This window comes from uncultured Sphingomonas sp. (assembly GCF_964250165.1).
In the GTDB taxonomy this organism is placed as follows: domain Bacteria; phylum Pseudomonadota; class Alphaproteobacteria; order Sphingomonadales; family Sphingomonadaceae; genus Sphingomonas.
Genome location: NZ_CAXUEK010000007.1, coordinates 904 through 26,262 on the forward strand (window position 1 = coordinate 904; position 25,359 = coordinate 26,262).

Here is a 25,359-nt window from a genome sequence, read left to right on the forward strand (position 1 = left end):
CCTGGAACGGCTCAACCAGTCCGGGCATCGCGCCATTCGCCGCATCGCCAGCTGAGGCGGCGCTTGCCCGCACCACCGCCCGCCGCCTAGATCACCGCCATGCTGCCCAAGGCCTTCGCCTTCGACGTGTTCGGCACCGTGGTCGACTGGCGCGGCGGCATCGCGCGCGAGTCGGCGCCGTTCCTGGCCGCGATCGGGCGCGCGGAGATCGACGGCCATGCCTTTGCCGACGCCTGGCGCGCGCGCTACCAGCCGGCAATGGCGGCGGTGCGCGAGGGCCGGCGGGACTGGGTGATCCTCGACCTGCTCCACCGCGAGATGCTGGAGGAGACGCTACGCCGATCCGGCATCGACCCGGCCCGGCTCGGCGAGACGGCGCTCGCCGAGTGGACGCGCGCCTGGCACCGCCTCGCTCCCTGGCCCGACGCCGTCGCCGGGCTGGCGCGGCTGCGGGCGCGGTTCCCGGTCGTCACTCTTTCCAACGGCAATGTCGCCTTGCAGGTGAACCTGGCCCGCCATGCCGGCCTGACCTGGGACGCGATCTGCGGCGCCGAGCTCGCGCGCGCCTACAAGCCCGATCCCCAGGCCTATCTGGCCACCGCCGCCGCGCTCGGCCTGGCCCCGGGTCAGCTCTGCCTCGTCGCCGCCCATCACAGCGATCTCGCTGCCGCCCGCGCCTGCGGGCTGCTGACCGCCTATGTCGACCGCCCGCAGGAATATGGCGGCCGCCCCGCCCCCGACGCGCATCTGGCGCAGGACTGGGACTGGCGGGCGGACGATTTCACGGGCCTGGCCGATCGGCTCGGCTGCCGAGCCGATCTATAGCGGCGTTCCCGCCTGACACCGTTCGAGTTCGACCGGATCGTGGGTGCAGGTGACCGTCACCGCATCCCGCCGCTCCACCGACAGCGCGCGGAGTCGCTCCTGGTTCGTCAGGCGGCTGCGCGCGTCGACCTCCATCAGCCGCTGGTAGGCGCGCAAGCCCGGCGTGCAGCGCCGCCGTGCGTGCCGCATCTCGCCGCGATAGAAATAGGCGTCGCCGGCGTGGAGTAGCCACCGCCCGCCGTCCTGCCGGATCGCGACCCCCGCATGGCCCCAGCTGTGGCCGGGCAGCGGCACCATCAGCAGCTCCGGCGGCAGCCCGTCGAGATCCCGCACCGCTTCGAACCCGAACCAGGGCTCGCCGCGGGCGGAATAGGTTCGCCAGGAGCGCACATCGTTCAGTTGGGCGGGCCGCCAGCGGTTGCGTGCGACGACACCGGCGCGCGGCCCCGTCGCGTCGTCATATTCGCGGCGCATCACATGCACCTGCGCACCGGGAAAATCTTCCAGCCCGCCGGCATGATCGAAATCGAGATGGGTGGCGATGATGTGCCGCACGTCCTCGCGCCGAAAACCCAGCGCCTCCACCTGCCGCGCCGCCGTCTCATGCTCGCGGAGCCGGACATTGAGCATGAGGCGCCACGGCCGCGTGATGCGCGGCTGCGGATGCCGGTGGGGGTGCGCCACGTCGCGCAGGCCATAGCCGGTGTCGACCAGCACCAGCCCGTGCGCGTCCGTCTCGATCAGCAGGCAGTGGCACACGATCCGACCGAGCGGCCCCAGGCTGCGACCGTCGAACAGCGCGCCGCCCAGCGGGCAATCGGTGCCGCAATTGAGATGATGGATGCGCATGGACCGTTCCCCGTGCCCGATCGGGCGGGATCGCGGTCGACCCCGCCATGGCGACGAGCATGCCCGTTCTAGACGAGCGGTCGGATTCGCGCTCCAACCCAGGTAAACGCCACGGACCGATGCGGCCGGCCAGAGCGTTCGTCCGCCATGAGCAGCGATACCACCCGGCCCACCGACCGCCATGTCGAGCAGACGGTGGAGCAGCTCGCGCAGCTTTACGAGGACCATCATCGCGGCACGTCGCGCGCTCAGCGCGCCGCCAACCGGCTCACCCTCGCGCTCGCGCGGCCCGCCGCGCTGATCGGCATCGTCGGCGCGCTGATCGGCTGGACGGCCGGTAACGTCGTCGCTCCGCGCATCGGCGCGGCGGCGCTGGAGGAGTTCCCGTTCCCGGACCTGGGCTTCCTCGTGACGGTCGCGGCGTTGCTGGTCGCCTTGCTGATCCTCACCACGCAGCGCCATGAAGACGAACTTGCGGAAAAACGGGCCCGGCTGACCCTCCAGATCGCCGCCTTGAGCGAGAAGAAGATCGCCAAGCTGATCGAGCTGGTCGAGGAGCAGCGGCGGGATAATCCGCTCCTGCCGGAACGCATCGATCACGTCGCGGCGGAAATGGCGAAGCCGGTCGACGCCAGCAACGAATTGGCGCCACGTTGAGTACGTCGCTCGGCTAGAACGATGGTCATCGACGCCGGAAAATAATTTTCGGACTTTATCTGTTCTCTTGCGCTTCGTGGAGACGGCGGAAGTCCACGCGTCGCGTCCCGTCCATGCCCACGAGACGATCGTGCACACCACGAACCGTTGATCTCGCCGCCACACCGTCCCCTTGCGTCCGTCGGCCGCTTGGCACAATCTGTTGCGGTGGAATTGGGGGTCAGGCCCAAAGGCTGGTAGGACGTCACCGCCGGCGATGGGTGACAGGGGAGCTTTGCGCATGTTCCACAGGCGCTAGGGCCCTGTTTTGTTCTTCGCCGGGAGGTGTAGGATGGGTGTTCGCCCCCCGAGTCGAACAGGTGTGGAACGCGTGGGAGCGGATGCGATGGATTTCAGGGATGCAGGCGTGATGGCGACCGACACGATGGAAGCCTCCCCGGCGGGTGCCGCGCAGGCCGAAGCCACCCATGCCAGCGCGACGCGGGCACCCGCCGCCGGCGACGCCGGCGCGCGGCCCTTCCCCGTCGAGGTCGATCACGGGCGCGACGCGCTGCTCACCGAGTTCGGCAAGGAGACGCTGAAGGACCGCTACCTGCTGCCCGGCGAGGGCATCCAGGACCTGTTCGTCCGCGTCGCCTCCGCCTACGCCGACGACGCCGCGCACGCGCAGCGGCTCTACGACTATGTGTCGCGGCTGTGGTTCATGCCGGCGACGCCCGTGCTCTCCAACGGCGGTACCGGCCGCGGCCTGCCGATCAGCTGCTTCCTGAATCAGGTGCCCGACAGCCTGAACGGCATCGTCGACACCTGGAACGAGAATGTCTGGCTGGCGTCGCGCGGCGGCGGCATCGGCACCTATTGGGGCGCGGTGCGCGGCATCGGCGAGCCGGTCGGGCTGAACGGCAAGACCAGCGGGATCATCCCTTTCGTGCGGGTGATGGACAGCCTGACGCTCGCGATCAGCCAGGGCTCGCTGCGCCGCGGCTCGGCCGCCTGCTATCTCGACATCTCGCACCCGGAGATCGAGGAGTTCCTGGAGATCCGCAAACCTTCGGGCGACTTCAACCGCAAGGCGCTCAACCTCCATCACGGCGTGCTGATCCCCGACGCGTTCATGGCGGCGGTGCGCGAGGGCGCGGAATGGGTGCTGCGGTCGCCCAAGGACGGCTCGGCGCGCGCCACCGTCGATGCCCGCGCGCTGTTCCAGAAGCTGGTCGAGACCCGGCTCGCGACCGGCGAGCCCTACATCATCTTCGCCGATCACGTGAACAAGGCGATGCCCCGGCACCATCGCGAGCTGGGGCTGAAGGTCTCGACCTCCAACCTGTGCAGCGAGATCACGCTGCCGACGGGCAAGGACCATCTGGGCGCGGACCGCACCGCGGTGTGCTGCCTGTCCTCGCTCAACCTAGAGACATGGGACGCGTGGAAGGACGACGCGCGGTTCATCGAGGACGTGATGCGCTTCCTCGACAACGTGCTGTCCGATTTCATCGCGCGCGCCGAGCCGGGGATGGAGCGCGCCGCCTATTCCGCCGCGCGCGAGCGCTCGGTCGGGCTGGGCGTGATGGGCTTCCACTCCTTCCTCCAGGCGCGCGGCCTGCCGTTCGAGGGCGCGCTGGCGAAGAGCTGGAACCTGCGCATCTTCAAGCACATCAAGGCGCAGGCGGACGCGGCGTCGATGGCGCTGGCGGCCGAGCGTGGCCCCTGCCCCGACGCGCATGATCGCGGCGTGATGGAACGCTTCAGCTGCAAGATGGCGATCGCGCCGACCGCGTCGATCTCGATCATCTGCGGCGGCACCAGCGCGTGCATCGAGCCGATCCCGGCCAACATCTACACCCACAAGACACTGTCGGGCAGCTTCTCGGTCAAGAACCCGTATCTGGAAAAGCTGCTGGCCGCGAAGAGCAAGAACGCCGACGCGGTGTGGAACTCGATCCTGGAGCGCGGCGGCTCCGTCCAGCACCTCGACTTCCTCAGCGCGGACGAGAAGGACTGCTACAAGACCAGCTTCGAGATCGACCAGCGCTGGCTGCTGGAGCTCGCCGCCGATCGCACGCCGTTCATCGATCAGTCCGCGTCGCTCAACCTGTTCATCCCGGCGGATGTTGAGAAGTGGGATCTGCTGATGCTGCACTTCCGCGCCTGGGAGCTGGGCATCAAGTCGCTCTACTATCTGCGCTCCAAGTCCGTGCAGCGCGCCGGCTTCGCCGGCCAGGAAGGCTCGGGCGGCGTGGAGGCCGACAACACGCTCCGGGCGCCGCGCTTCGAGATTGGCGAGACGACGGACTATGACGAATGCCTTGCCTGCCAGTAGGACATGAACATATACATGTCTATGTTATGGAGGTGAGCCATGAAATCGGAGCGCATGGTGCTGCTGGTCACGCCGGAGGAAAAAGCGCGGATCGCTGCGGGCGCCGAGAAACTTGGCGTGAGCGCGAGCGAGTATGTGCGTCAATTGGTGAACGCCTTTGAGCCGGGTGATCTGGCCGCACTGGCCGAGCTGGAGGCGTTCTGGCCCGAAGTCACCGCCGCAATGGATGGCATGCACGCCTCCCTCGATCGTGCGGTCGCCACGCTCGAAGCCGGCGAGGCGCGCCGGGCGCACCTCACCAGTGACGAGTACCGGGAGCAGGTCCGGCGCGAGCTGCTCGAGTCCGGCATCGATTGGGAAGCCGCGCGCAGGCGCTTTCTCGGACGCGCAGTGGATCAGGAGGCAGCGTGAGCTGGGCCGAGCGCATGATGCAGCGCGGCCGCGACATGCTGCTGCTGTCGGACAAGGTCGGAAGGCTGGACCATAGCGTCCAGCGGCTTGATGCGCTTGCCGACGATCACGAGGCGAGGATCGTTCGTCTGGAGACGACCGTACAGCTACTCGGCGGCATCACGCTGCCGCCGATCGCCACGCCGCGCCTGCCGCGCCAATGAGGCGGGAAGCGATTGATGCCCTTCCCGCCCGCTCGTCACTCCGTCTCTTCGAAGGTGGTCGCGTTGGCGCCGGTGGCGGACAGGCGGACCTTGTCGTCCTCCACCTCGGCGACGAGGCCGAGCGAGATATAATGATGCTTCGCGCCCTCGCCGTCCGGTCCCTGCGGGCTGTCCTGCCTGGTCAGCTTGATGCGGTCGCCGTCGACCTTGTCGACGGTGCCGACATGGACGCCGTCGGCGCCGATGACTTCCATATGCTCCTCGATCTGCGATGCGTCTGCCATGGCCATTCTCCTGTGATGGTTTCGGTGGCGCAACGCGCGGCGCCCGAGTTGGTCGCATGAGCTGGCAGGTCCTCATCATGTACGCCGTCGCCGCGGTCCTCTCGCTGGCGGGCGCGTGGCTGCTGCTGCTGCTCACCCGGCCGCAGGGGCCGGCCGCGGTCTATGTCTATCGCATGGCCGGGATCATGGCGCTCGCCGCGGGGGTGGTACTCGCCTTTTCGGCGACCGCGATGTGGCGCTGGAGCACGACGCCGTGAACGTCGCCTTCAAGCCCGCCGCCACCCCCGACGCGACCGATCCCGCGCCGCCGCCCGCCGGGGCGGACCGGTTCGCGATGCTCGACGGCTGGCGCGCGGCGAGCATCCTGCTGGTGCTCGCCGGGCTCGGCCCGGCGGCGTGGGTGCTCCAGCGCCTGTTCACCAACCGCGTCGCCGCCTATATCGCCACCGTCTCCTACGCGCTCTACATCCTCCACGGCGCGCTGGTGGATACGTGGCTGGGCAGCGGCGGCAAGCTCGTCAAATACGCCAAGCGCCCGCTGCTGCTCGCGCTCACCTTCGGCCTCGCGCACCTCTCGACCTTCCGTTTCGAGCAGCCCTGCGTCCAGCTCGCCACGCGCTGGACGCGCGGCCTCACCGTCAAGACGCCCGCCTGAAAGGACATCCCATGTCGCTCCTCAAAGCCTCCAAGCAGTACAAGCCGTTCGAATATCCCTGGGCGTTCGAGTTCTGGAAGCGCCAGCAGCAGCTCCACTGGCTTCCCGAGGAGGTGCCGCTGGGCGAGGATTGCCGCGACTGGGCGCAGAAGCTCAGCGATCACGAGCGCAACCTGCTGACGCAGATCTTCCGCTTCTTCACCCAGGCCGATGTCGAGGTGCAGGACTGCTATCACGAGAAATACGGCCGCGTGTTCAAGCCGACCGAGATCAAGATGATGCTGACCGCGTTCAGCAACATGGAGACGGTCCACATCGCCGCCTACAGCCACCTGCTCGACACGATCGGCATGCCCGAGAGCGAATATGGCGCCTTCCTCGAATATGCCGAGCTGAAGGACAAGCACGACTACATGCAGAAGTTCACCGTCGATAACGACGAGGATATCGCGCGCACGCTCGCCATGTTCGGCGGCTTCACCGAGGGCGTGCAGCTGTTCGCCAGCTTCGCGATGCTGATGAACTTCCCGCGCTTCAACAAGATGAAGGGCATGGGCCAGATCGTCACCTGGTCGGTGCGCGACGAGAGCCTGCATTGCGAAGGCATCATCAAGATGTTCCACACCTTCGTCGCCGAGCGCCAGTGCCTGACCAAGGCGGTGAAGGACGACATCGCCGATGTCTGCCAGACGACGATCCGGCTGGAGGACAATTTCATCGACTTGGCCTTCGAGATGGGGCCGGTGAACGGCATGACGCCCAAGGAGATCAAGAAGTATATCCGCTTCATCGCCGACTGGCGGCTGAACCAACTCGGGCTGAAGCCGATCTACATGATCGACGAGCATCCCCTCCCCTGGCTCGCGCCGATGCTGAACGGCGTGGAGCACGCCAACTTCTTCGAGACCCGCGCGACGGAATATTCGAAGGCCGCGACCAAGGGCCAGTGGACCGAGGTGTGGGACTCGTTCGACAAGCGCCAGAAGGCCAAGGCCGGGCCGGCGGCGAACGAGGATGCGGGGGATGGCGAGGACATGTTCTCGCGTGCGGGCGTGGCGGCGGAGTAGTGCGGCCGGCCGCTCATGCGTAAGCACGAGCAGGCCTCGCAGATGAGATTTTGAGCAAGAATTCCTGGGTTATGCTCGCGTCAATCCTCCGCGGCGATCGTCACGCGCAACCCGTCCAGCTCCGGGCCGAACAGGATCTGGCAGGACAGGCGGGAAAACTCGTCCCGGTCGCTGGTGGAATCGAGCAGGTCGTCCTCGTCCGGGCTCATCGGCTTCAGCCTGGCCATGAACGCCGGGTCGACATGCACGTGACAGGTGGCACATGAGCAATTGCCGCCGCACAGCGCCAGGATCTCGTCGATGCCGCCGTCGCGGATGGCCTCCATCACCGACAGGCCGATCTCGCCATCGAGCGCGCGTTCTTCCCCCTCGCGGGTGACGACGATAAGCTGGGGCATGATGAACTCCGCTGAAAACCGCTCCGCTCATGCCGTGCGCGGCGGGCGCGTTCAATGGGGCTGAGCGCGGCGGCGCTGCGTGCGTCGCTCGATGCGCTGGCGGCGCGTGAGCCCGCGTTCGCGGCGGCGCTCGCGCGCGTCGGCCATCCCGGACCCCGCATCCGGGAGCGCGGCTACCCGACGCTGCTGCGCACCATCGTCGGCCAGCAGGTTAGCGTCGCCTCGGCGGACGCGGTGTGGCGCAATCTGCAGGCGATCCTGGGCGACGCCACCGACCCGCACGCGGTCGCCGCCGCCACGGACGAGCAGCTGCGCGCGGCGGGCCTGTCGCGCCAGAAGGCGGGCTATGCGCGCAGCCTCGCCGACGAGGTGACGAGCGGTCGGCTGCCGCTCGCGGCGCTTCCCGCCGACGACGAGGAAGCGATCGCGGCGCTGGTCCGGGTCAAGGGCATCGGCCGCTGGTCGGCGGAGATCTACCTGCTGTTCGCGGAGGGGCGGCCGGACATCTGGCCCGCGGGCGACCTGGCCGTGCAGATCGAGGTCGGCCGCATCCTCGGCCATCCCGAGCGCCCGAGCGAGAAGCGGACGCGCGCGCTGGCCGAAGCCTGGCGCCCGCATCGCGGCGCCGCGGCGATCTTCGCCTGGCACCACTATAACTCCGACATGGCGGTGATCTGATCCCTCTCCCTCCAGGGGAGAGGGCGGCCGAGCCGAAGGCGAGGTCGGGAGAGCGCGCGGTGCGCAGCAGCCGTCGCACTCGCCCCGGGCCGGCACCGCGAAGAAATGGTCCTCGAAGGTCCACGCCTCGATGCTGTCGCGCAGCACCGGCTGGCCGGTGCGATGCGCGGCACCCGACCGCGCCGACCGCGGGCGTGCGCCGGGAGCGCCCGACCGCATCCCCGGGCGCGTCGCCGTCCGCACGCGGCCCAGCGCCATCACCGTCGCTTCCCCCAGGGTAAACGCCGTCATCTTTCCCTTCTTAGGGGCCGGGACCGAGATGACGACGCTCACCGGACTGGCCCTGCGTCCACGTCCCCTCCCGACCGCTGGACCGAAGTTCCCGCCGGTCTCGACCAGTTCCACGTCATCGTCCGGGATCGTGTCCGTACCGGCGATCTGCCGGAGCGCGACCCGGAATTGGCGAGCGGGTTATGGTAGCCGATCTGGCGGCGGAAGGCGGCCAGGTCGACCTCGAGCCGCCCGTCCTCCGAGATGACGCGCGCGACCTCGCTGTCGAGCTGGAACAGGTCCGCTGCGAGGCTTTGGGGCGCGCGTTGGCAGCGGTATTGCGACCCTTCTCGGGGCGGACGGGAGTGGTCGATCGGGCCATCGGCACTTCCTACTCGAAAGCACGAAGTGTGCGGGTGTCGAAGTGTACCGGCAGCGCAGGGGCCGGGCACAACGTCTGCGAGTATGAACGCGCGAACGCGCCCGCACGCCGCGGACCGGGCCTGTCGATGTGTCTACAGGCATACGTCGACGCTCATATGCTCGAACCGTTCGCAAAATGCGATTGCTGCCGTCATTGCCGTAGATGAGATTGGCGTAGGCATTGCCGGTGAGGCACAGCGTTGCCGTGCCCAGAATGTCATAGGCTTCCAGCCGCTCGACGCTCAAGCCATCGGAAGGCATAATCGACCAGGGTACGAACGGTGTCGTTGCCCCCTGCGATTTCCTCAATGCGATCGGTCGTTCGACGAACGATGTACGTGTCGTTGCCTTCCAGTCCACGCATATCATCCCCGCCGCCCAAGCCGTCGATGACATGGCGCCCGCGTTGCCGATGATGATGATGTTTGGAATCTTGTTGCCGGTCAGGTTGATGCCCGTGGTTGTGGTAGGATGATCGTGTCCGCCGCATGCCCCGTCAGGTTCTGCGCAACGAACCCGTCCGGGTCGTAGCTTGGCAGGACCTCCACCATGGCCCCTGCGGTCAGGACGTAGTCGCCGATAGCATAGACGGTGTCGTAACCGCCGCCTTGGGTCTCGATTACGGCGTCGCCCGTGAACACGAGGTAGGCGTCATCGCCGCCCCGGCCTTGCAGAACGTCGTTGCCGCCGTGGGTTATCAGGGTGTTGACGCCGGCATTCCCCACGCACAAAATTATCGAACTCGTTGCCGTAGAGGCGGAGCGGAGTTGATCTCGCCAGATCAGCGGCCTCCAAGGCCTCGATCTCGGATCCGCCCTCCAGCGTATAATCCATGCTCGTCCGAACCGTGTCGGCGCCTGCGCCGATCGCCTCGACCGCGACATGGTTCTGGCTGGTGACCAAGTAGAGATCGTCGCCACCCAGACCGAGAAGGTGGACCGGATTCAGGCCGGCAACCAGCGTATCGTTGCCGTTCGTGCCATAGACTGGATCTTCCCCGCCCGCCGGGACGATGGAAGCCGCGATATTAATGGCAACGGGCGCGACCGCGGACGTATCCTGTCCGCCTGCGACGATACCGCCGTCATCGCGGACACGAAAAGTGAAGTTGGCCTGATCGGCGGCGCCGAGGCGGGACTCGGCCAGAAAGACACGGAGATTCCAGCCTCGTCGCTCGTCGCCACGCCCTGCAGCTTGAAGCCGTTGGTGCCGTCGAGATCGGCCAAGTCAAGCGACGCGCCGGCGCTCGTGGTGCCGAACACGACGTAAGCGGCACCGGATGCCGAACCGCTACCGTGCTGTCCCGGCGCGCCGATTAGGATGTCGCCGAGCCCATTGCCGTTGAGCCGAAACCGGGGCCTGCTGCGCCAATCTGGGCGCGCCAACAAGGAGGTCTGCAAAGCCGTCGCCATTGATGTCTCCCGCCGAACCGACGCCGTAGCCGGTGAGTCGGATGCCGCGGCCCCGGTGATCTCGAAATCGTCCGCAGGCTGAGATCGGCCAGCATGATCTTGCCGGATTAGTCCGACCCGCGTCCGGAAATGACATAGGCTGCGCCAGCATCGCTGCCGGCCGGATCGTTCTGCGGCGATCCCACGATCAGGTCGGCTCGCCCGTTGCCATTCACGTCGCCAGCGGACGCGACCCAGAAGCTCGCGAGATCGTTCGCCGTCTCCCCGACGATCTTGACGCCAACGTCGCTCGGCAGTTCGTCGAGGTCTATAACGCTCGGGAACGGAGCCGCTTGACCTAGATGATGTAGGTGGCGCCACTAATCGTGACCGCCCTCGTCGCTCTTGAAGGCACCGATGAGCAGGTCTTCGATACCGTCGCCGTTGACGTCGCCCGCACCGGACACGCTACATCTGGCGAGATCGGCGGCAAACTCGCCCTGAACGACGAACCCGTCCGTGCGAGAGAGGTTCGCCAAGTCAATGAACGGCGTCATCCCGTTCTGCTTGCCGTAGATCACGTAGGCCCCACCGGCCGACATGCCGCCACCTTCATAGCCGTCAGCGCAGACGATCAGATCGGACAACATCGCCGTTGACGTCGGCCCATTAGCGCCGTCCCGATTTCCCGGTCGTCCGCGCCTGTTCGTCGGCGATTGCGAACGGCGCAATCGTATTGGGCTGGGGGTCATAGTCGCGGTCGATACGGTTGCGGAGGCGCGAACGAACTCGGTTGCCGATTCGGTTGTCAATCCGCCTCATCGGTCCGGTATCAGGAAGCGCGTGCGTTTGACGCTGCCCGACTTGGCCAACCGAAGAGATCGCGCTACCCGGCTCTCGACGGCAGTCGCTCCATCACAGCGCCCAGCACGAGCGGTCCGATATCGAGCGGTGCCGATGCTTGGCGCTGGCCGAGCGGTGTCAACGACGGCCCCTGCTGTGCCACCGCACCCGTCGCGACCAACGACAACAGAATGGCTATCGCCCGTATCACGATGTAGGGCGAAATGGCAGTATACGGACCCGGTCGATCTGCCCACTGACCCCCGTCATCGCATCCGACGAGCGGGCCACCAGCGACAATGTCTGAACGGGGCAGTCGGCAGGGACAAATATCTGACCGGCGAAGACGCCGTTCGCCGTTCGCGACGGCGGCACTACGATGCGGCCGAGTTCGCGTCCATCGCGACATTCGAGCGACCAATAGGGCAGCGCTGCTGCTTCGGGCTGATCGATCCCCGTCGCATGTCCTTCCAGTCGATACGTACCCGGCAGCAGCATCTGCGTCTGGCGCAGCAGCGGACCTCCGATGCCCGGCGGTGCCGCGAAATCGACAACCCCGCGGCCCTCCCCGCGCTGGGTCGACACCGTAATGCCGGGAGTGTCGACCAGCTGCCAATCGAACGTCGATGCAGTCGAATCGCCGGCAATACCCGGGCCGGCGAAGCTTGGGTCGCGCAGCGTGTAACGGTCGACACCGGAGCGTATGGTCGCATAATAGGACCACGCCTCATCAAAGAGATTGGCACCGACCAGCCGGTCGACCAAGGCGACGCTCGCGGTCCCGGGTACCGACACGCGCGCCCGGCGCAGATCGGCGAAGAGGCGCGCTGTAGCCTTCGGTTCGGAACCCTCGCCTGCGGCATAGCTGATGAAATGTGGCGCCCAGGCGGGCTGGCGCACCAGCGTGGCGACCAGCGCAGCGCGGACAGACGGATTGACGATCGCCCCCGCGAGTATCGGGAACAGCAGCGCCGGCGCATTGCGCGACGTGCGCAACGCGATGTCATAATGTCGGAGCGCCCGAGGAACATCACCTCGGCTTACCGCGTCCTCGATATCCGATATCTGCGTCTGGAGGTCGCGCCGCGACAGCCGCTCGGAATAGGCGAACAGGCGTCGCGCGCCCGTGGCGTCACCACGATTCAGCGCACCAAGTCCCAGGGTCGACACTGCCGCCACTGCGGTCGGGTCCTGTCGCAGCGCCTGCCGCGCGAGCCGCTCGGCGCGGGTCCAGTCCGCGCTCGTCGCGTCTGCTCCCAACAGCGCCTGCGCATATGATCCCGTGACCCGGCCGTCGCCAGGAGCGAGGGCGTAGGCGCGCGCACTGTTTTCACGCATCGCATAGCCCGCATCATGCGCGACGCCGATGTAACCCAGCAATGCAGCGACAATCGCCAGCCCCCCTCGGACACACCATTCGGCTGCGGATCGCCGCATCGAAGGTATGAAGCGCGGCATCAGGCGCGCGACGCTCTCTGATTGTCGCGGCCGTAGCCGTAGCCATAATCATAGCCGTAGCCGTAATGCGCTTTTCTGGCCTCGAACTTGGTCAGCACGCCCCCGAACACGCGCGCATTCGCGCTGGCGAGGCGATCGAGCGCGGTCTTGACCATGCTCGATCGGATGCCGTGCGATTCCACTGCATAGATGACGCCCTCGACCCGCGACGCGATCAGCGGCGCGTCGGCCAGGCCCATTACTGGCGGTGAGTCGATCACGACATGGTCGTAGCCCTCAAGGAGGCGATCGATCAGCATCGCCAGCCGGTTGCCGGTCAGCAATTCGGCGGCATTGGGCGGGATCGGTCCCGCCGACATCGCCGTAAAGCCCAGGTCACTCATCGCGAAGGTCAGCGACGCGATATCCTCCTCGCCCGCCAGGAAATTGCTCAGCCCCCGGTCGTGATCGACCCCGCCCAGATGGTGGACCGAAGGCGAGCGCATGTCGCCGTCGACCAGGATGACCCGGCGCTGGGCACGCGCCAGCGTCGTCGCCAGCGCCAGTGCGGTGGTCGACTTGCCCTCGGACGGGCGAGTCGAGGTAACCATGAAGGTTCGCGGCACGCCGTGTTCGGTGGTGAAGGCAAGGTTGGTCTGCACAGCCAGATAGGCGTCGAACAGGTCGGACTTGCGATCGAGCAACGCGTCCTTGGGAGTGCCGCTGGCGAGCTTGGGCACCGAGCCGAGAAGCGGCAGGCCGAGGCGCCGCTCAATCTCACCCGGGTCCGCAATCGCCTCGTCGATCTGTTCGAGCGCGAAGGCAAGCAGTGCGCCCAGCCCGAACCCGACCAGAATGGACAGCGCGAGGTTGAGAAACAGCCGCGGGCTCGACGGTCTCTGCGGCACGTCGGCGGTGTCGACGATCGATATGTTATTGATTCCGACCCCGCCAGCGACCCCGATTTCCTTGAAGCGCTGGAGCAGACCGTCGTAAAGTACGCGGTTGGTATCCACTTCCTGCTGGTAGATGTTGTACTGGATGCTGCGGCGGCGCAGATCGAGGTAGTTCACCTTGAGCTGGTCGACCTTGGCCAGGAGCGCCCGCTCGCGATCCTTTGCCTCGCGATAGTCGGCGAGCAGCGAACCCGAGACGCGGCTTTCCTCGCGCGCAATACTGCGATCGAGCTGGTCGAGCTGCGACTTGACCTCCCTGGCGCCGGGGTATTCCGGTTCGAACTGGGTCATCAGCCGCTGGTAATCGGCTGCGAGCTCGGCGCGGCGCTGGCGCAGGCTGTTGATCGCCTGGTTGCGCAGCGCTTCGGTCGAGGCGCCGGCACGCCCGGCCTGCTGGTAACGTGCCTCCATCTGAATACGGTCCGCGGTCGCCTGCGACAGCGCGGCATTGAGCGCCGCGAGGTCGTCGGCAACGATCGAACGCTCCGACGTCGACTTGCCGTCGCTCGACTGCGACGGCAGGTTGATGATCCGTTCGGCCGAGGCATAGCCGACCAATTGGCGCTGGGACTGGTCCAGCCGCTCCTTGAGCTGCCCCAGCTGCTGCTGGAGCAGGTTGCGGCCGTAGGATGTCGCCTGAACCTTGCGCTCCAGATTGGTCTGGATGAAGTTGTCGCCCCAGGCGTTGGCGACGCGCGCGGAAAGTTCCGGGTCCGGACTGGTGAACTCGATGTCGACCAGCCGCGACAGCCGCGTCGGTGCGACGGCGAGATGCTCGCGAAGCACTTCGCCCGCGACGCGCTGGCGTTCCGCCCGTCCGGATAGCGGATAGCGGCCGTTGACGAGCTTGAACGCGGGATTATCGCCCTTGACACCGAACAGCGTGAAGAACTTCGGATCGTCGACCAGCCGCAACTGCTGCGCAACCCGCTCCGACAGCGAGCGTGATTTTAGCAGGCCGTATTGGGTCTGGTAAAACTCCTGGTCGGAGACGCTTGCTTCGCGCTCGACCCCTTGCAGATCGGTTACCTTGTTGGACTCGCGAGAAATCTCGATCGTTGCGACCGCCGAATATTTCGGGATCGTCAGCAGCGTCGCAACCAAGCCGAGCAGCGCACAGGCGATGGTGACGCCGAGGATGACGTAGCGCCAGCGCAGGGCGATACGCAGATACTGGCGGAGCAGCGGCATGCCCTCCGCTTCAGGCACACGCGGACCGACCTGCAGGACCCCGGGACGCCCCGGGGCCCGCAGGTCTCCTCGCAAATCCGGCGCGATCACATTCATGGCAATATCGAACCTTACTGCAGGACCGCGATCAGCGGGCCTGCCAGGAGGGGCGCGAGCGAGACGAAGTCGCGGAACAGGCGCCGCTGCGGCGAATCGCCGACGACAACCACGTCGTTGGCGTAGATAAGGGGATCGTCATAGGCGCCGCGTCGGATCGCCTCGATATTGTAGAGCCCTGCCATCTTGCGACCCTCGACGGTACGAAGGATGACGACATCGTCCTGACGCGCGAATTCCGCCAGCCCCTTGGCCGAGGCGATCACGCGCAGCAGCGTCATCTGGTTGGTGACCGGGTACAGGCCGGGCTCGACGACTTGCCCGTCTACCGTAACCACCTGGCTGACCGAACTCTTGATGTTGACCGTCACTTCCGGGCTGCGAACGTAGCGAGCGCGCAGCGCCGCCTTGACAGCACTTGCCAGTTCTTCCGCCGTCTTTCCGCGCGCCTCGATCGTGCCCGCAAGCGGCATCGAGATGCGGCCGCTGGCATCGACCTGCATCTCGCGGCTCAGGTCGGGTACGTTGAAGACATCGACCTGGATCGTGTCAAGCGGGCCGATCAGCGACGGCCGATCGGCGGCGGTTAGATCGTTGCGATCGGGCGCGGGCAGCACATGGCTGTCCTGCACCACGGTCAAGCGATCAGTGGATACAAGCGCCTGTCGACCCGCGCATCCCGTTAGGAATACCGCGGCCAACAAGGCGAGACAAAGGTGACGCATGCGATCGAAGGGTCCGCGATGGATGGGAAAATCGCGCTCGCTATAGATGCTGGCCCTGCGGGGGTAAAGCTGGCGACGCTCCGGAGAGGGATCAAGATAGCCGTCGGTGAGGATTGCTGACGACACCGCCATGTGCATTAAGCGCCCATCTGCTGGAGAATGTCCGCCATATGGTGACATGCGGATTTGCGGGCGGATAACTGGTTCGCCAGCCATTCGTCGCCGATCGTCGTAATCGCTCTCTTGGTCGTGACTGCCGCGAGGACACGTGGATCGCGGCAACGCAATCAATAACGGATTAGAATGAATTGGAGAATATGATGTGGTCGGATGCTTTGAGGCGCATCGTCCGTTCGGCCAAGCGCCATTCGGCCTACAGGGTTCTGGCGCTGCCGCGCCGTGCCGTGATCGGCGGGCGTTTTGCGCTCGCCACCACGCCGCAATATCTGAAATGGCTGGCACAATCCAAGGAGGAAACGAATTTCACTTACTCGCTGAGCGAAATGAACCTCCAGTATCTGGCGCATACATTGGCAGTGGTCGCCCGTACGACACCCGAACTGGTGCGGCTTTATATCGATGAACTGCTGGACGATCGTGAGTTGGCCGATTTCATTATAAGCAAGACCCGCGAAAGTGCTTACCGGAACGTGTCGGACGCCCGTGCCGGCTACGCAAAGCGGCTCGGGTGGTACGCACTCGTGAGACTGCTGAAGCCCAGGGTCGTCGTTGAAACGGGCGTCGATAAGGGCCTTGGGTCGATCACGCTGTGTCGGGGCCTCATGCGGAACGCGACCGAAGGTCATCCCGGCAGATATATCGGCACCGATATCAATCCAGAGGCCGGGTGGCTGTTACAAGGCGCATACGCCGCCTTTGGCGAAGTGCGCGTGGGCGATTCCATCGCGACGCTCGAGGCCATGACCGAAACCGTCGACCTCTTTATCAACGATAGCGATCACAGCGAAGACTACGAGGCCAGGGAATATGAGGTGATATCCCCTCGCCTCAGCCCGGAAGGCATCATCCTGGGCGATAATGCACACGTGACGTCCAAACTCGCCGAGTTTTCAACGCGGCAAGAGCGATCGTTTCTGTTTTTCAAGGAGGAACCCCTGGATCATTGGTATCCGGGAGCGGGCATAGGATTCTCCTTTCCGCGGCAATACTAGGCTTCGCGCTTTCCCGGCCCCGTCATCGCGGGGCCGACGCACCATCATCGCTCAGCCACACCGCCGCGATCACCACCATCGCCATCATCGCCGGGGTGCGGACCGGATAGTCGACCAGGCTGGCAAGCAGATTGAGCAGCAGTATCGCGGATCCCGCCTGCGCAAGCGTCCCTCGCGGCCCGGCTCGCCATGCCCGCACACTCGCCCAGCCCCACCAGCCGACTGCGCATGCCAGCAGGCACGCGCCCGCCAAGCCCGCATCAAGCACGACCTCGATCACATCGTTGTGAGCATGGTTGAAAAAGGTGAGCTTGAGCAGTTCGAACGGCTCGTGCATCCGGAACAGGGGATCAAAACCCCCTAATCCCGATCCGAACGGAAAATAGGTATGGATCATAGCCAGCACTGTCGGCAAGCCGCGCACGCGCATTTCCTGCCCCTGATCGACCTCCAGTATGCGATCGATCGACACCGCCCGGTCGGCCGCGACGCTCGCCAGCACAACGATCGCGACCAGCGCCAGAAGACCAAAGACGAGCACGGGAAAGGTCCAGCGCGGGTAGTGACGCAGTTCGCGCCGGAGGCCGCGGCTAACCAGGGGCAGCCCGGTAGCAAGCGCGATCGCACCAAGCACAAGCCCGGCGCGTGATCCTGTTACCAGCAGCATCAGGGCGAACACCAGGGTCAGTCCAAGCGCCAGGGGCGCCCTCCAGCCCGGCAGACGTCCACCGAAAAAGGCCCATAGCGGTGCTAGAATGCAGCCCAGCGCCAGGAACAGGGCAAAATGATTCCGGTTGGCGAAGGTGCCGCTCACCTCACCCGGCGTGTCGTTGACGAACGGGTTGTGGAGCCCGCCAGTCGCGAACTGCAGCAATCCGACGAAGAAGGAGGCGGCGACGAGCCCGAGAAGCAGACCCGGCAGCAAGGCACGTTCCGACTGCTTCAGTCCGGCGGCGAATAACAGGGTCACGAACGGCACGACCAGCGAGGAGGCGGCGTTGAACGTTGCTCCGGGAACGATCGACCAAGGCCGCCAAGGTTGCGGCTGGCCGCTCGCCGCTGCGGCCTCGGCGAGCACGCCGCGACCCGGCATCGCCTGCCACAGACCGGGCGGCAACGGCACCATCTGGATGAGCGCGAGCAGCAGCGCTGCCGTCAACAGGATCAACACAGGGCGGACGCCCTGCAATGACGGGCGCTCCCCGAACAGGATGCCGATGACCAGCAGCGTCCAGGCCACAGCGCGCACCACGATCTGTCCGATCGCATCTGCCCGCGAAGCGCCGCCCGCGATCCACAGCGTGCCCAGCAGGATGCCCAAGAGGATGAATGCAAGGCTCGGAACAGATTTGGGCCTGAACCGCAACGGGGCATCGGACGACGATCGAAGGGGCGGATGCATGCCGCGCGCCTACGGTCCGAACGCGATTAGGACAATGGTCGGGCCAATCGGCGCCCATGGCGCTCGCGTTGCAAGACCTTGGGAAAGCCTCTATCGGCTCCGTCCTGTCTGGCAGACAGACGCCCAGCAGAGGTCCGAAAAACAAGATGCCATGGTAAAGTTCGGCGTCGTCGGCTGTGGCCGGATTGCGAAACGGCACCTCGACCTCCTGGGCGGCAACCAGATCAACGGCGCGGCGCTCGTCGCGATCTGCGACAACAACTCCGCGCGGCTCGATGCTGCGCGCGAGCGTCACAATGTCGCCACATACGACGATCTCGATGTGATGCTGGCAGACGCCGCGGTCGAGGCGGTCGTGGTCCTGACGCCAAGTGGAATGCACGCAGAGCATGCTATCGCCGCGGCGAAGGCGGGCAAGCACGTCATCGTCGAAAAGCCGATGGCGCTGCGCCTGGAGGACGCCGACGCGATGATCGCCGCCTGTGACCGGGCCCGCGTGAAGCTGTTCGTGGTCAAGCAGAACCGCCTGAACGTGCCGGTCGTCAAGGCGCGCGAGGCCCTGGAGGCGGGACGCTTCGGCAAGCTCGTGCTCGGCACGGTGCGCGTGCGCTGGCGCCGCGACCAGAGCTATTACGACCAGGACCCCTGGCGTGGCACCTGGGCGCAGGACGGCGGCGTGCTCGCCAACCAGGCGAGCCACCATGTCGATCTGCTCGAGTATTTCATGGGCGACGTGGTGTCAGTCCACGCGCGCGCAACGCGCGCGCTGGTCGACATCGAGGCGGAGGACACCGCAGTGGCAACTCTGCAGTTCGCCAATGGTGCGCTCGGCATCGTCGAGGCGACCAATGCCGCCCGGCCCCGCGACCTGGAAGGCTCGCTGTCGATCCTGGGCGAGGGCGGGACAGTCGTGATCGGCGGCTTCGCGGTCAACAAGATGGTAACGTGGGACTTCGTCGAGGCCTTGCCGGGTGACGAGGCGGTGCTGGAGCGCTTCTCGGTCAATCCCCCCAACGTCTATGGCTATGGCCATCAAGCCTATTACGAGCATGTCGTCGACTGTCTCAACAATGACACCGCCGCCCTCGTCGACGGATTGGAGGGACGACGCAGCCTCGAACTCATCACTGCCCTCTACGAATCGATTGAGACCGGGCGCGACGTACCGTTGCGCTTTCGCTCGCGCCATTCGCGCCTTGGTGGTTGAGAGGCGACTGACGCCGTGAACACAATCAAGCGGCATGACGCGAGCGTGCGCGACGTGACGGTCGGCGTCGGCGTCACCGTCATCGAACCGGCCAATATTTACGATTGCACGCTCGGCGATGGCGTGTTCGTCGGCCCGTTCTGCGAAGTGCAGAAGGGCGTGCGCGTCGGCTCGCGAACCCGCGTGCAAAGTCACAGTTTCCTCTGCGAGCTGGTGACGATCGGCGAGGATTGCTTCGTTGGCCACGGCGTGATGTTCGTCAACGATCGCTTTGCAAGCGGCGGACCGGCCCGCGGCGATTCTACCAAGTGGGAAGCGACGACGGTCGGCAACCGTGTCTCGATCGGCTCCAACACCACGATCATGCCGGTTGCCATCTGCGACGACGTCGTTATCGGCGCAGGCTCAGTCGTTACGAAGCCGATCGTCGAGCCTGGCGTCTATGCCGGCAACCCGGCGCGACTGCTGCGCCATCATCGCTGACCTTTCCACAGAGGCATCATGTCTATCCCGTTCGTCGATCTCCACGCCCAGTATCTATCGCTTAAGGTCGAGATCGACGCCGCGATCGCACGCACGATCCGGGACGGCAGCTTCGTACGCGGCCACGACGTTGAGGCGTTCGAGACCGAATATGCCGCATGCATGCAGGCCAAGCATTGCGTCTCGGCCGCCAACGGCACCGACACGCTCTACATCGCGATGCACGCGCTCGGCGTGCGCCCGGGCGACGAGGTGATCGTGCCTGCCCAGACCTGGATCTCTACCAGCGAGACCGTCGGCCAGCACGGCGCGAAGGCGGTATTCGTCGATATCGACCCTGTCACCCACACGATCGACCCTGCGCAGATCGGGGCAGCGATAACCGAGCGCACGGTCGGCATCATCCCGGTCCATCTCTATGGTCAGGCTGCCGACATGGACCCGATCCTGGAGATAGCACGCGCGCGCGGCCTGTGGGTGCTGGAGGATTGCGCCCAGGCGCATCTCGCGACCTACAAGGGGCGGCAGGTCGGCACGTTCGGAGATATCGCTTCCTGGTCCTTCTATCCGGGCAAAAACCTCGGCGCGATGGGTGACGCCGGCGCCGCGACGACGAACGAGGACGATCTTGCCTACAGGATGGCGCGCTTTGCCCGCCACGGCGGCATCACCAAGGGCGAGCACGAGATCGAGGGGATCAACAGCCGCCTCGATGGGCTCCAGGCCGCGATCCTCCGCGTCAAGCTGCCGCATCTTGCCGATTGGACGACACGGCGTCGCGCCGCCGCCAAGCGCTATGACGAATTGCTTGCCGGCATCCCAAGCGTGGTCTTGCCAACCGAAGCGGCTGGGCGCGAACACGTCTATCACCTCTACGTCATTGAGACTGGTGACCGCGACGGCCTCGCCCAAGCGCTCAAGGCGCGCGGCGTGCCGACCGTCGTCAACTACAGGCGCGCGCTGCCGTTCCTGCCGGCCTATGCGCATCTCGGCCACGGCCCGGAAGACTTTCCGGTCGCGCACCGCCTGCAAGGCCGCATCCTGTCGCTACCGATCTTCGCCGAGCTGACGCAAGCCCAGCAGGATCGGGTGACATCCGCAGTACGAGAGGTCACGTCGGTCCCGGCATGAGCGAGCCGCGCCTCTATGCGATCCCGGTCCTCGGGCGATATGGACTGACGCACGGGCTACTCGCCTGGGCGCGCTGTCGCTTGTGGTGCGAGCAGAACGGCGCGACGATGCTGGCGCCCTTTTGGCTGAAGCTTCGTATCGGCCCCTATCTGCGCCGAGAGCGCGACAAACGGAACTATTTCCTGCTGTTTCACAGCGGTCGCGCGGTTTCGGGGCTGCGTCGCCTGGGCGCGCTCGCGCGAGCCAGGAAGGTCGTGGCCGGAGCCGAGTGGCCCGCCGTTCCAGCATTGACTGATGCTCCGGTGGTAGTCGAGTTCCACAACGCTCTTCTCGACAACGAGAAGAAGTCCTTCGCGCAGATACTTGGCCAAGGATCGTTCCTGCGGCGCGAGCTGATCGCGATCACCCGGCAGCGCTTCCATCCCGTCCCGCCATCGGAGCCGTTCATCGCCATCCACGTGCGCCTAGGCGACTTCAGGCTTCCGCCGGCCAACGGCACGGTAGCGCCGAATGCGAACAACACGCGACTGCCCCTCGACTGGTATGGCGACCGGCTCGATGCATTGCGCCGCGGCCTCGGCGGATCGGTGTGCGCCATCGTCTTTTCTGACGGGTCGGACGCCGATCTCGCACCGTTGCTGACACGCGACGGCGTCGTGCGCGCTCCCCGGCAACACTCCGTGACCGATCTTTTGCACATGGGCCTCAGTGCGGCGCTGATCGCGTCCGGATCGGGTTTCAGCCTTTGGGGTGCCTTCCTGGGTTCGGCCCCACGGCTGGCACATCCCGGCCAGGCCATCGTCCCGATCGACGCCAATCGCACGCGCGACATCGAATCCGCGTTCGGCGCCGAGATCGATGCGGCCTTCCTTGCCCATGTCCGCGCGCGGCTGGACAGGTGCGCATGATCCGCAGCGTCGCCATCGTCATGCGCGGTACGGTCCTGGCCCAAGGGGTGGGTCTTCTGATCCTGCCCGTGCTGACGCGTCACTTCTCGCCCGCATCATTTGGTCAGTTCCAGGTCTTCCAGTCTTTGCTCGGTCTCGGCCTAGTGGCCGCGACGATGCGCTATGAGATTGCCATCCTGCGCGCGGAGACGTCGCATGAACTGGGTGCGTTGCTGATGCTGTGCGCCAGCATCAACGTGCTGCTGGCGTTCGTGATGCTCGTCGGCCAGTTCGTCTACGAACGACTAACCGGGGCCGACTTTTTGGCAACCTTCGGCTTTCCCTTCTTCCTGATCGTCGCGGCCTTCGTTTTTGGTGGTCTCATTCAATATCTCGGCTATTTTCTGGTTCGCGAGAAATTGTTTGGGCAAGGCTCCAACAGCAAGGTCGTGCAGGCGCTTGCCAACGGCGGCACGGCGCTGACCCTCGCACTCACCCGTCCTGTCGTAACCGGGATCGTTCTGGCCGACATCGCCGGCCGCATCGGGGGGGCGCTCGCCATGATCGCGCTGTCGTATCATCGGATGCGAGAGACGGTCTCGCGACCTTCCCGGGCAGATATTTTCCGCACGCTTACGAAATATCGCGAATATCCGCTAATTGCGGTTCCTGGCGGACTCGTGAACATGGCGGGCGCCATGCTCACGCCGATCATGATCTACAAGACGTTCGATGCCGCAACGTCGGGGCAGTTCGGCCTTCTTGAACGATCGGCGACGCTGCCAATCGGATTGATCGCAGCATCTGTTTCGCAGGTCTACATGGCGCAGCTGGCGGGCGACCTGCGTGCGGGGGGGCATGCCGCCGTTCACCGCTTCAATCGTCTTGTCGGTCTACTGGCGATGCTTGCGATACCGCCGGCGATCATCATCGCCCTCTTCGCGCCTTGGCTTTTCGCCTTCGCCTTCGGACCCGGCTGGGATCAGGCTGCCGGGTTTGCTCGACTCATGATGCCGGCCTATAGCCTGTCTCTCGTCTCCGGCGCGGTCAACATGACGCTGATCGTCGTCGGTTGGCAGAAGATGCAGTTGGCCTGGGAAATCGCGCGGCTGGTGACCATGACCGGGCTGTGGGTCGGCGGCGCGCAGCTCGGTTGGAGCGTCGGCACGATGGTCGCGGGCCATTCGGCGATCCTGACGTTCTTTGCGGCGGTAACGGTCGGACTGTCGGCTTGGGCCGTCCGCATTTCGGAGGGACGCGTCGTTGCGCTCGCCACGTCGGCCGAAGAAGCAGCGATGGGAAGCGTGGCATGAAGGGTGGCTGGAAGATCGCGGTGCAGGGCCTCGTGCGCCGCGCCGGATATCAGATCCGCAAGCTCGAACCGGACACCAGTCTCGTCGATCCTTACCAGGAGCAGCGAAGGCTGGCACCAGAAGCGACGATGATCTTCGAGGTCGGTGCAGCGGATGGCCGCGATTGCGACATATATCGGGGCATGTTTCCGGGTGCCACCGTCCACGCGTTCGAGCCCCTTCCCGAAAATTTCAAGAAGCTGGCAGTACGCGCGGCGGCCGACCCGTCGATCAAGGCTCATCAACTGGCACTGTCCGATTCGGCCGGAACCGCGACCTTTCATATCGGCGCCTGGGCGGATTCCAGTTCTCTGCTGCCGGCCAAGGATACGGGATCTACCTTCGACGCCTATCAGGCCACGGTGGGAACGATCGAGGTGAAGACGGATATGCTGGATGCGCTCGCCGCAGCCCACGGCGTGCAGACCATCGATATTCTCAAGATGGATGCGCAAGGTGCCGAGCTCGCCATCCTCCACGGTGCCGCGGGCCTGCTCGCATCGGGGGGGATCCGGCTGATTTACACCGAAGCCCAGTTCCGGCCGCTTTATCAGGGCGCCGGCACCTTCGCCGAGATCGCAAGCTACCTGGCCGGATACGGCTTTGTGCTGCACAACCTCTTCGACATCCACCACAACCAGCACGGTGAAGCATGCTGGTGTGACGCGCTGTTCGTGCGGAGTGGCGAGCGGGACGGTGGGGCGGCGCGCGCGTGATCACCATCGTCGATTACGGCGTCGGCAACATCGCCTCGCTTGCCAACATGATCGAGCATGTCGGAGCGGAGGCGCGACTGTCAGGAGACCCGGAGACGATCGCGAGAGCACCGCGCCTGCTACTGCCCGGCGTCGGGTCGTTCGCGCATGCCATGGACGTCTTGCGGTCGCGCGAGCTCGACACAGCGATAGGTGCTGCGGTCGCAAACGGTGCGACGCTGCTCGGCGTTTGCCTGGGAATGCAGTTGCTCGCGCGACATGGCGAAGAGGGTAACGCCCGGGGGCTGGGCTTCATCAATGCCGACGTGCGGCGGATAATACCGTCGCGCAGTGGCGTGAAGGTACCCAACATGGGCTGGCGTGAGGTCGCCCCCACCCGCGATACCTGGCTGGTGCGCAACGACCGCGAGATCGAACGCTTCTATTTCGCGCACAGCTATCACATGGTCTGTGATGATCCTGCCGATGTTGCGGCGACGATCGACCATGACGGTGCAAAGACAGTCGCGGTGGCGCACGGCAGGATCCACGGCGTCCAGTTTCACCCGGAAAAGAGCCATCGCTTTGGCATGCGACTCCTCGCCGATTTTTCGAGGGCTGCGACATGATCCCGCCGCGGCTGATCCCCGTCCTGTTAATCGATCGCGACCGACGCGTCGTGAAGACGGTCGGCTTCGGTGAGCGGACCTATATCGGCGACCCGTTCAACATCGTCCGCCTGTTCAACGAGAAACAGGTCGATGAGATATGCGTGCTTGATATCGATGCGACGCCCGATCGGCGCGAGCCCGACATCGGCTTCGCAGCCTCGCTCGCTGCGGAATGCTTCATGCCGCTGAGCTACGGCGGCGGCATCGCCACTATCGATCACGCACGCCGACTGATCGCCGGCGGTATCGAGAAGCTGGTGCTGCACACGCATGTCGCTGAAGGACTGATCGCAGATGTCGCTCACGAGTTCGGAGCGCAGGCGGTGGTCGGCTGCCTCGACTATCGCATGATCGCGGGAATGCGCACGGTGAAGGGCACGGACGAGCCGCTCGAACGTGCCGCCGTACGGCTGGCCGCGGCGGGCATAGGCGAACTTATCCTCCAGTCGATCGACCGCGACGGGGCGCGCGCGGGCATGGACCTGGACGGGATCGCGGCAATAGCTCCCCGCCTGTCGGTTCCGGTGATCGCGCTGGGCGGCGCGGGCGATGTCGCGCATCTCGACGACGCCATCGCAGCAGGGGCCGATGCAGCGGCATCGGGCAGCGCCTTCTCGTTCATCGGTCGATTGCGCGCGGTATTGGTGACCTATCCCGACCACGACGCCCGGTAGACGACG

The 25,359-nt window shown here is 65.6% G+C and carries 30 protein-coding genes; 19 read left to right on the forward strand and 11 right to left on the reverse strand.

Going from position 1 to position 25,359, the window contains the following annotated elements; genetic code table 11:
• Positions 1-99 precede the first annotated feature (99 nt).
• Positions 100-825: a haloacid dehalogenase type II gene (locus ACFE64_RS02470; protein WP_375390869.1), complete on the forward strand. Its 726-nt coding sequence runs from the start codon at positions 100-102 to the stop codon at positions 823-825.
• Here the strand turns inward: ACFE64_RS02470 and ACFE64_RS02475 are convergent.
• Complete coding sequence (locus ACFE64_RS02475; protein WP_375390870.1) at positions 820-1,674, reverse strand: MBL fold metallo-hydrolase; 855 nt, start codon at positions 1,672-1,674, stop codon at positions 820-822. The two genes, ACFE64_RS02470 and ACFE64_RS02475, sit on opposite strands and share 6 nt — an antisense overlap.
• A gap of 195 nt (positions 1,675-1,869) precedes the next feature.
• Here ACFE64_RS02475 and ACFE64_RS02480 point away from each other — a divergent pair, with 195 nt between their 5' ends.
• From ACFE64_RS02480 to ACFE64_RS02495, 4 genes are all read left to right on the forward strand, one after another.
• On the forward strand, positions 1,870-2,331 hold the full coding sequence (locus ACFE64_RS02480; protein ID WP_375390871.1) for a DUF1003 domain-containing protein: 462 nt from the start codon (positions 1,870-1,872) through the stop codon (positions 2,329-2,331).
• A 385-nt stretch (positions 2,332-2,716) separates the two neighbouring features.
• Positions 2,717-4,651, forward strand: a complete 1,935-nt coding sequence (locus ACFE64_RS02485) for a ribonucleoside-diphosphate reductase subunit alpha (protein ID WP_375390872.1) — start codon at positions 2,717-2,719, stop codon at positions 4,649-4,651.
• Positions 4,652-4,690: 39 nt separating this feature from the next.
• The gene (locus ACFE64_RS02490) at positions 4,691-5,062 is read left to right on the forward strand and encodes a hypothetical protein (RefSeq protein ID WP_375390873.1); all 372 of its coding nucleotides are present in this window, start codon (positions 4,691-4,693) and stop codon (positions 5,060-5,062) included.
• On the forward strand, positions 5,059-5,265 hold the full coding sequence (locus ACFE64_RS02495; RefSeq protein ID WP_375390874.1) for a hypothetical protein: 207 nt from the start codon (positions 5,059-5,061) through the stop codon (positions 5,263-5,265). The genes ACFE64_RS02490 and ACFE64_RS02495 overlap by 4 nt, the downstream gene beginning before the upstream one ends.
• 35 nt (positions 5,266-5,300) lie before the next feature.
• Here the strand turns inward: ACFE64_RS02495 and ACFE64_RS02500 are convergent, their stop codons facing one another.
• Entirely contained in the window at positions 5,301-5,549 is a 249-nt protein-coding gene (locus ACFE64_RS02500; RefSeq protein WP_375390875.1) for a DUF2171 domain-containing protein, read from the reverse strand.
• Positions 5,550-5,605: 56 nt separating this feature from the next.
• On the opposite strand from ACFE64_RS02500, the gene ACFE64_RS02505 reads away from it, so the two are divergent.
• Genes ACFE64_RS02505 through ACFE64_RS02515 form a run of 3 tightly spaced genes read left to right on the forward strand, consistent with a single transcriptional unit; the run spans position 5,606 to position 7,271 of the window.
• A complete protein-coding gene (locus tag ACFE64_RS02505) occupies positions 5,606-5,806 on the forward strand; it encodes a hypothetical protein (RefSeq protein WP_375390876.1) in 201 nt (66 codons plus the stop codon).
• The gene (locus tag ACFE64_RS02510; RefSeq protein ID WP_375390877.1) at positions 5,803-6,204 is read left to right on the forward strand and encodes a hypothetical protein; all 402 of its coding nucleotides are present in this window, start codon (positions 5,803-5,805) and stop codon (positions 6,202-6,204) included. Before ACFE64_RS02505 ends, ACFE64_RS02510 begins: the two co-directional genes overlap by 4 nt.
• An 11-nt stretch (positions 6,205-6,215) precedes the next feature.
• Entirely contained in the window at positions 6,216-7,271 is a 1,056-nt protein-coding gene (locus ACFE64_RS02515; protein WP_375390878.1) for a ribonucleotide-diphosphate reductase subunit beta, read from the forward strand.
• 80 nt (positions 7,272-7,351) lie between these two features.
• Here ACFE64_RS02515 and ACFE64_RS02520 read toward each other — a convergent pair whose 3' ends face one another.
• Positions 7,352-7,669, reverse strand: coding sequence for a 2Fe-2S iron-sulfur cluster-binding protein (locus tag ACFE64_RS02520; protein WP_375390879.1), 318 nt, complete (start codon positions 7,667-7,669; stop codon positions 7,352-7,354).
• A gap of 54 nt (positions 7,670-7,723) precedes the next feature.
• Here ACFE64_RS02520 and ACFE64_RS02525 point away from each other — a divergent pair, with 54 nt between their 5' ends.
• Positions 7,724-8,347 (forward strand): DNA-3-methyladenine glycosylase family protein, encoded by a 624-nt coding sequence (locus ACFE64_RS02525; RefSeq protein ID WP_375390880.1) that lies wholly within the window; start codon positions 7,724-7,726, stop codon positions 8,345-8,347.
• Positions 8,348-9,483: 1,136 nt separating this feature from the next.
• On the opposite strand, the gene ACFE64_RS02530 is transcribed toward ACFE64_RS02525, so the two are convergent.
• On the reverse strand, positions 9,484-9,765 hold the full coding sequence (locus ACFE64_RS02530) for a hypothetical protein (protein WP_375390881.1): 282 nt from the start codon (positions 9,763-9,765) through the stop codon (positions 9,484-9,486).
• A gap of 157 nt (positions 9,766-9,922) precedes the next feature.
• Here ACFE64_RS02530 and ACFE64_RS02535 point away from each other — a divergent pair, with 157 nt between their 5' ends.
• Positions 9,923-10,309, forward strand: coding sequence for a hypothetical protein (locus ACFE64_RS02535; protein ID WP_375390882.1), 387 nt, complete (start codon positions 9,923-9,925; stop codon positions 10,307-10,309).
• A 21-nt stretch (positions 10,310-10,330) separates the two neighbouring features.
• Here ACFE64_RS02535 and ACFE64_RS02540 read toward each other — a convergent pair whose 3' ends face one another.
• From ACFE64_RS02540 to ACFE64_RS02565, 6 genes are all read right to left on the reverse strand, one after another.
• On the reverse strand, positions 10,331-10,603 hold the full coding sequence (locus tag ACFE64_RS02540; RefSeq protein WP_375390883.1) for an integrin alpha: 273 nt from the start codon (positions 10,601-10,603) through the stop codon (positions 10,331-10,333).
• Positions 10,560-10,763, reverse strand: coding sequence for an integrin alpha (locus tag ACFE64_RS02545; protein WP_375390940.1), 204 nt, complete (start codon positions 10,761-10,763; stop codon positions 10,560-10,562). The genes ACFE64_RS02540 and ACFE64_RS02545 overlap by 44 nt, the downstream gene beginning before the upstream one ends.
• 48 nt (positions 10,764-10,811) lie before the next feature.
• Positions 10,812-11,078 (reverse strand): integrin alpha, encoded by a 267-nt coding sequence (locus ACFE64_RS02550; protein ID WP_375390884.1) that lies wholly within the window; start codon positions 11,076-11,078, stop codon positions 10,812-10,814.
• 403 nt (positions 11,079-11,481) lie between these two features.
• Positions 11,482-12,654: a tetratricopeptide repeat protein gene (locus tag ACFE64_RS02555; RefSeq protein WP_375390885.1), complete on the reverse strand. Its 1,173-nt coding sequence runs from the start codon at positions 12,652-12,654 to the stop codon at positions 11,482-11,484.
• A gap of 77 nt (positions 12,655-12,731) precedes the next feature.
• Positions 12,732-14,858 (reverse strand): GumC family protein, encoded by a 2,127-nt coding sequence (locus ACFE64_RS02560; protein ID WP_375390886.1) that lies wholly within the window; start codon positions 14,856-14,858, stop codon positions 12,732-12,734.
• A 110-nt stretch (positions 14,859-14,968) separates the two neighbouring features.
• On the reverse strand, positions 14,969-15,589 hold the full coding sequence (locus ACFE64_RS02565; RefSeq protein WP_375390941.1) for a polysaccharide biosynthesis/export family protein: 621 nt from the start codon (positions 15,587-15,589) through the stop codon (positions 14,969-14,971).
• A 407-nt stretch (positions 15,590-15,996) separates the two neighbouring features.
• Here ACFE64_RS02565 and ACFE64_RS02570 point away from each other — a divergent pair, with 407 nt between their 5' ends.
• Entirely contained in the window at positions 15,997-16,851 is an 855-nt protein-coding gene (locus ACFE64_RS02570; RefSeq protein ID WP_375390887.1) for a class I SAM-dependent methyltransferase, read from the forward strand.
• 22 nt (positions 16,852-16,873) lie between these two features.
• On the opposite strand, the gene ACFE64_RS02575 is transcribed toward ACFE64_RS02570, so the two are convergent.
• Positions 16,874-18,172: an O-antigen ligase family protein gene (locus ACFE64_RS02575; RefSeq protein WP_375390888.1), complete on the reverse strand. Its 1,299-nt coding sequence runs from the start codon at positions 18,170-18,172 to the stop codon at positions 16,874-16,876.
• Between the two features lie 232 nt (positions 18,173-18,404).
• On the opposite strand from ACFE64_RS02575, the gene ACFE64_RS02580 reads away from it, so the two are divergent.
• From ACFE64_RS02580 to ACFE64_RS02615, 8 genes are read left to right on the forward strand one after another with little or no spacing between them, the layout of a single operon-like run.
• Positions 18,405-19,460, forward strand: a complete 1,056-nt coding sequence (locus ACFE64_RS02580) for a Gfo/Idh/MocA family protein (RefSeq protein WP_375390889.1) — start codon at positions 18,405-18,407, stop codon at positions 19,458-19,460.
• A 15-nt stretch (positions 19,461-19,475) separates the two neighbouring features.
• Entirely contained in the window at positions 19,476-19,943 is a 468-nt protein-coding gene (locus ACFE64_RS02585) for an acyltransferase (RefSeq protein WP_375390890.1), read from the forward strand.
• Between the two features lie 18 nt (positions 19,944-19,961).
• The gene (locus tag ACFE64_RS02590; RefSeq protein ID WP_375390891.1) at positions 19,962-21,074 is read left to right on the forward strand and encodes a DegT/DnrJ/EryC1/StrS family aminotransferase; all 1,113 of its coding nucleotides are present in this window, start codon (positions 19,962-19,964) and stop codon (positions 21,072-21,074) included.
• Positions 21,071-21,982: a hypothetical protein gene (locus ACFE64_RS02595; protein WP_375390892.1), complete on the forward strand. Its 912-nt coding sequence runs from the start codon at positions 21,071-21,073 to the stop codon at positions 21,980-21,982. Before ACFE64_RS02590 ends, ACFE64_RS02595 begins: the two co-directional genes overlap by 4 nt.
• Positions 21,979-23,274: an oligosaccharide flippase family protein gene (locus ACFE64_RS02600; protein ID WP_375390893.1), complete on the forward strand. Its 1,296-nt coding sequence runs from the start codon at positions 21,979-21,981 to the stop codon at positions 23,272-23,274. The genes ACFE64_RS02595 and ACFE64_RS02600 overlap by 4 nt, the downstream gene beginning before the upstream one ends.
• Positions 23,271-24,029: an FkbM family methyltransferase gene (locus ACFE64_RS02605; protein WP_375390894.1), complete on the forward strand. Its 759-nt coding sequence runs from the start codon at positions 23,271-23,273 to the stop codon at positions 24,027-24,029. Before ACFE64_RS02600 ends, ACFE64_RS02605 begins: the two co-directional genes overlap by 4 nt.
• Positions 24,026-24,637: an imidazole glycerol phosphate synthase subunit HisH gene (hisH, locus tag ACFE64_RS02610; protein ID WP_375390895.1), complete on the forward strand. Its 612-nt coding sequence runs from the start codon at positions 24,026-24,028 to the stop codon at positions 24,635-24,637. The genes ACFE64_RS02605 and hisH overlap by 4 nt, the downstream gene beginning before the upstream one ends.
• Positions 24,634-25,353: a HisA/HisF-related TIM barrel protein gene (locus ACFE64_RS02615; protein WP_375390896.1), complete on the forward strand. Its 720-nt coding sequence runs from the start codon at positions 24,634-24,636 to the stop codon at positions 25,351-25,353. Before hisH ends, ACFE64_RS02615 begins: the two co-directional genes overlap by 4 nt.
• Positions 25,354-25,359: the final 6 nt, after the last annotated feature.

What these genes read in the sequence shown, in the direction of transcription:
- ACFE64_RS02570 (WP_375390887.1), top strand. Translation starts at nt 15,997, where the DNA reads ATGATGTGGTCGGATGCTTTGAGGCGCATCGTCCGTTCGGCCAAGCGC.
- ACFE64_RS02485 (WP_375390872.1), top strand. Translation starts at nt 2,717, where the DNA reads ATGGATTTCAGGGATGCAGGCGTGATGGCGACCGACACGATGGAAGCC.
- ACFE64_RS02595 (WP_375390892.1), top strand. Translation starts at nt 21,071, where the DNA reads ATGAGCGAGCCGCGCCTCTATGCGATCCCGGTCCTCGGGCGATATGGA.
- ACFE64_RS02470 (WP_375390869.1), top strand. Translation starts at nt 100, where the DNA reads ATGCTGCCCAAGGCCTTCGCCTTCGACGTGTTCGGCACCGTGGTCGAC.
- ACFE64_RS02520 (WP_375390879.1), bottom strand. Translation starts at nt 7,669, where the DNA reads ATGCCCCAGCTTATCGTCGTCACCCGCGAGGGGGAAGAACGCGCGCTC.
- ACFE64_RS02560 (WP_375390886.1), bottom strand. Translation starts at nt 14,858, where the DNA reads ATGCCGCTGCTCCGCCAGTATCTGCGTATCGCCCTGCGCTGGCGCTAC.
- ACFE64_RS02615 (WP_375390896.1), top strand. Translation starts at nt 24,634, where the DNA reads ATGATCCCGCCGCGGCTGATCCCCGTCCTGTTAATCGATCGCGACCGA.
- ACFE64_RS02525 (WP_375390880.1), top strand. Translation starts at nt 7,724, where the DNA reads ATGGGGCTGAGCGCGGCGGCGCTGCGTGCGTCGCTCGATGCGCTGGCG.
- ACFE64_RS02540 (WP_375390883.1), bottom strand. Translation starts at nt 10,603, where the DNA reads ATGCTGGCGCAGCCTATGTCATTTCCGGACGCGGGTCGGACTAATCCG.
- ACFE64_RS02505 (WP_375390876.1), top strand. Translation starts at nt 5,606, where the DNA reads ATGAGCTGGCAGGTCCTCATCATGTACGCCGTCGCCGCGGTCCTCTCG.
- ACFE64_RS02515 (WP_375390878.1), top strand. Translation starts at nt 6,216, where the DNA reads ATGTCGCTCCTCAAAGCCTCCAAGCAGTACAAGCCGTTCGAATATCCC.
- ACFE64_RS02590 (WP_375390891.1), top strand. Translation starts at nt 19,962, where the DNA reads ATGTCTATCCCGTTCGTCGATCTCCACGCCCAGTATCTATCGCTTAAG.
- ACFE64_RS02600 (WP_375390893.1), top strand. Translation starts at nt 21,979, where the DNA reads ATGATCCGCAGCGTCGCCATCGTCATGCGCGGTACGGTCCTGGCCCAA.
- ACFE64_RS02500 (WP_375390875.1), bottom strand. Translation starts at nt 5,549, where the DNA reads ATGGCAGACGCATCGCAGATCGAGGAGCATATGGAAGTCATCGGCGCC.
- ACFE64_RS02605 (WP_375390894.1), top strand. Translation starts at nt 23,271, where the DNA reads ATGAAGGGTGGCTGGAAGATCGCGGTGCAGGGCCTCGTGCGCCGCGCC.
- ACFE64_RS02475 (WP_375390870.1), bottom strand. Translation starts at nt 1,674, where the DNA reads ATGCGCATCCATCATCTCAATTGCGGCACCGATTGCCCGCTGGGCGGC.
- ACFE64_RS02535 (WP_375390882.1), top strand. Translation starts at nt 9,923, where the DNA reads ATGGTTCTGGCTGGTGACCAAGTAGAGATCGTCGCCACCCAGACCGAG.
- ACFE64_RS02580 (WP_375390889.1), top strand. Translation starts at nt 18,405, where the DNA reads ATGGTAAAGTTCGGCGTCGTCGGCTGTGGCCGGATTGCGAAACGGCAC.
- ACFE64_RS02490 (WP_375390873.1), top strand. Translation starts at nt 4,691, where the DNA reads ATGAAATCGGAGCGCATGGTGCTGCTGGTCACGCCGGAGGAAAAAGCG.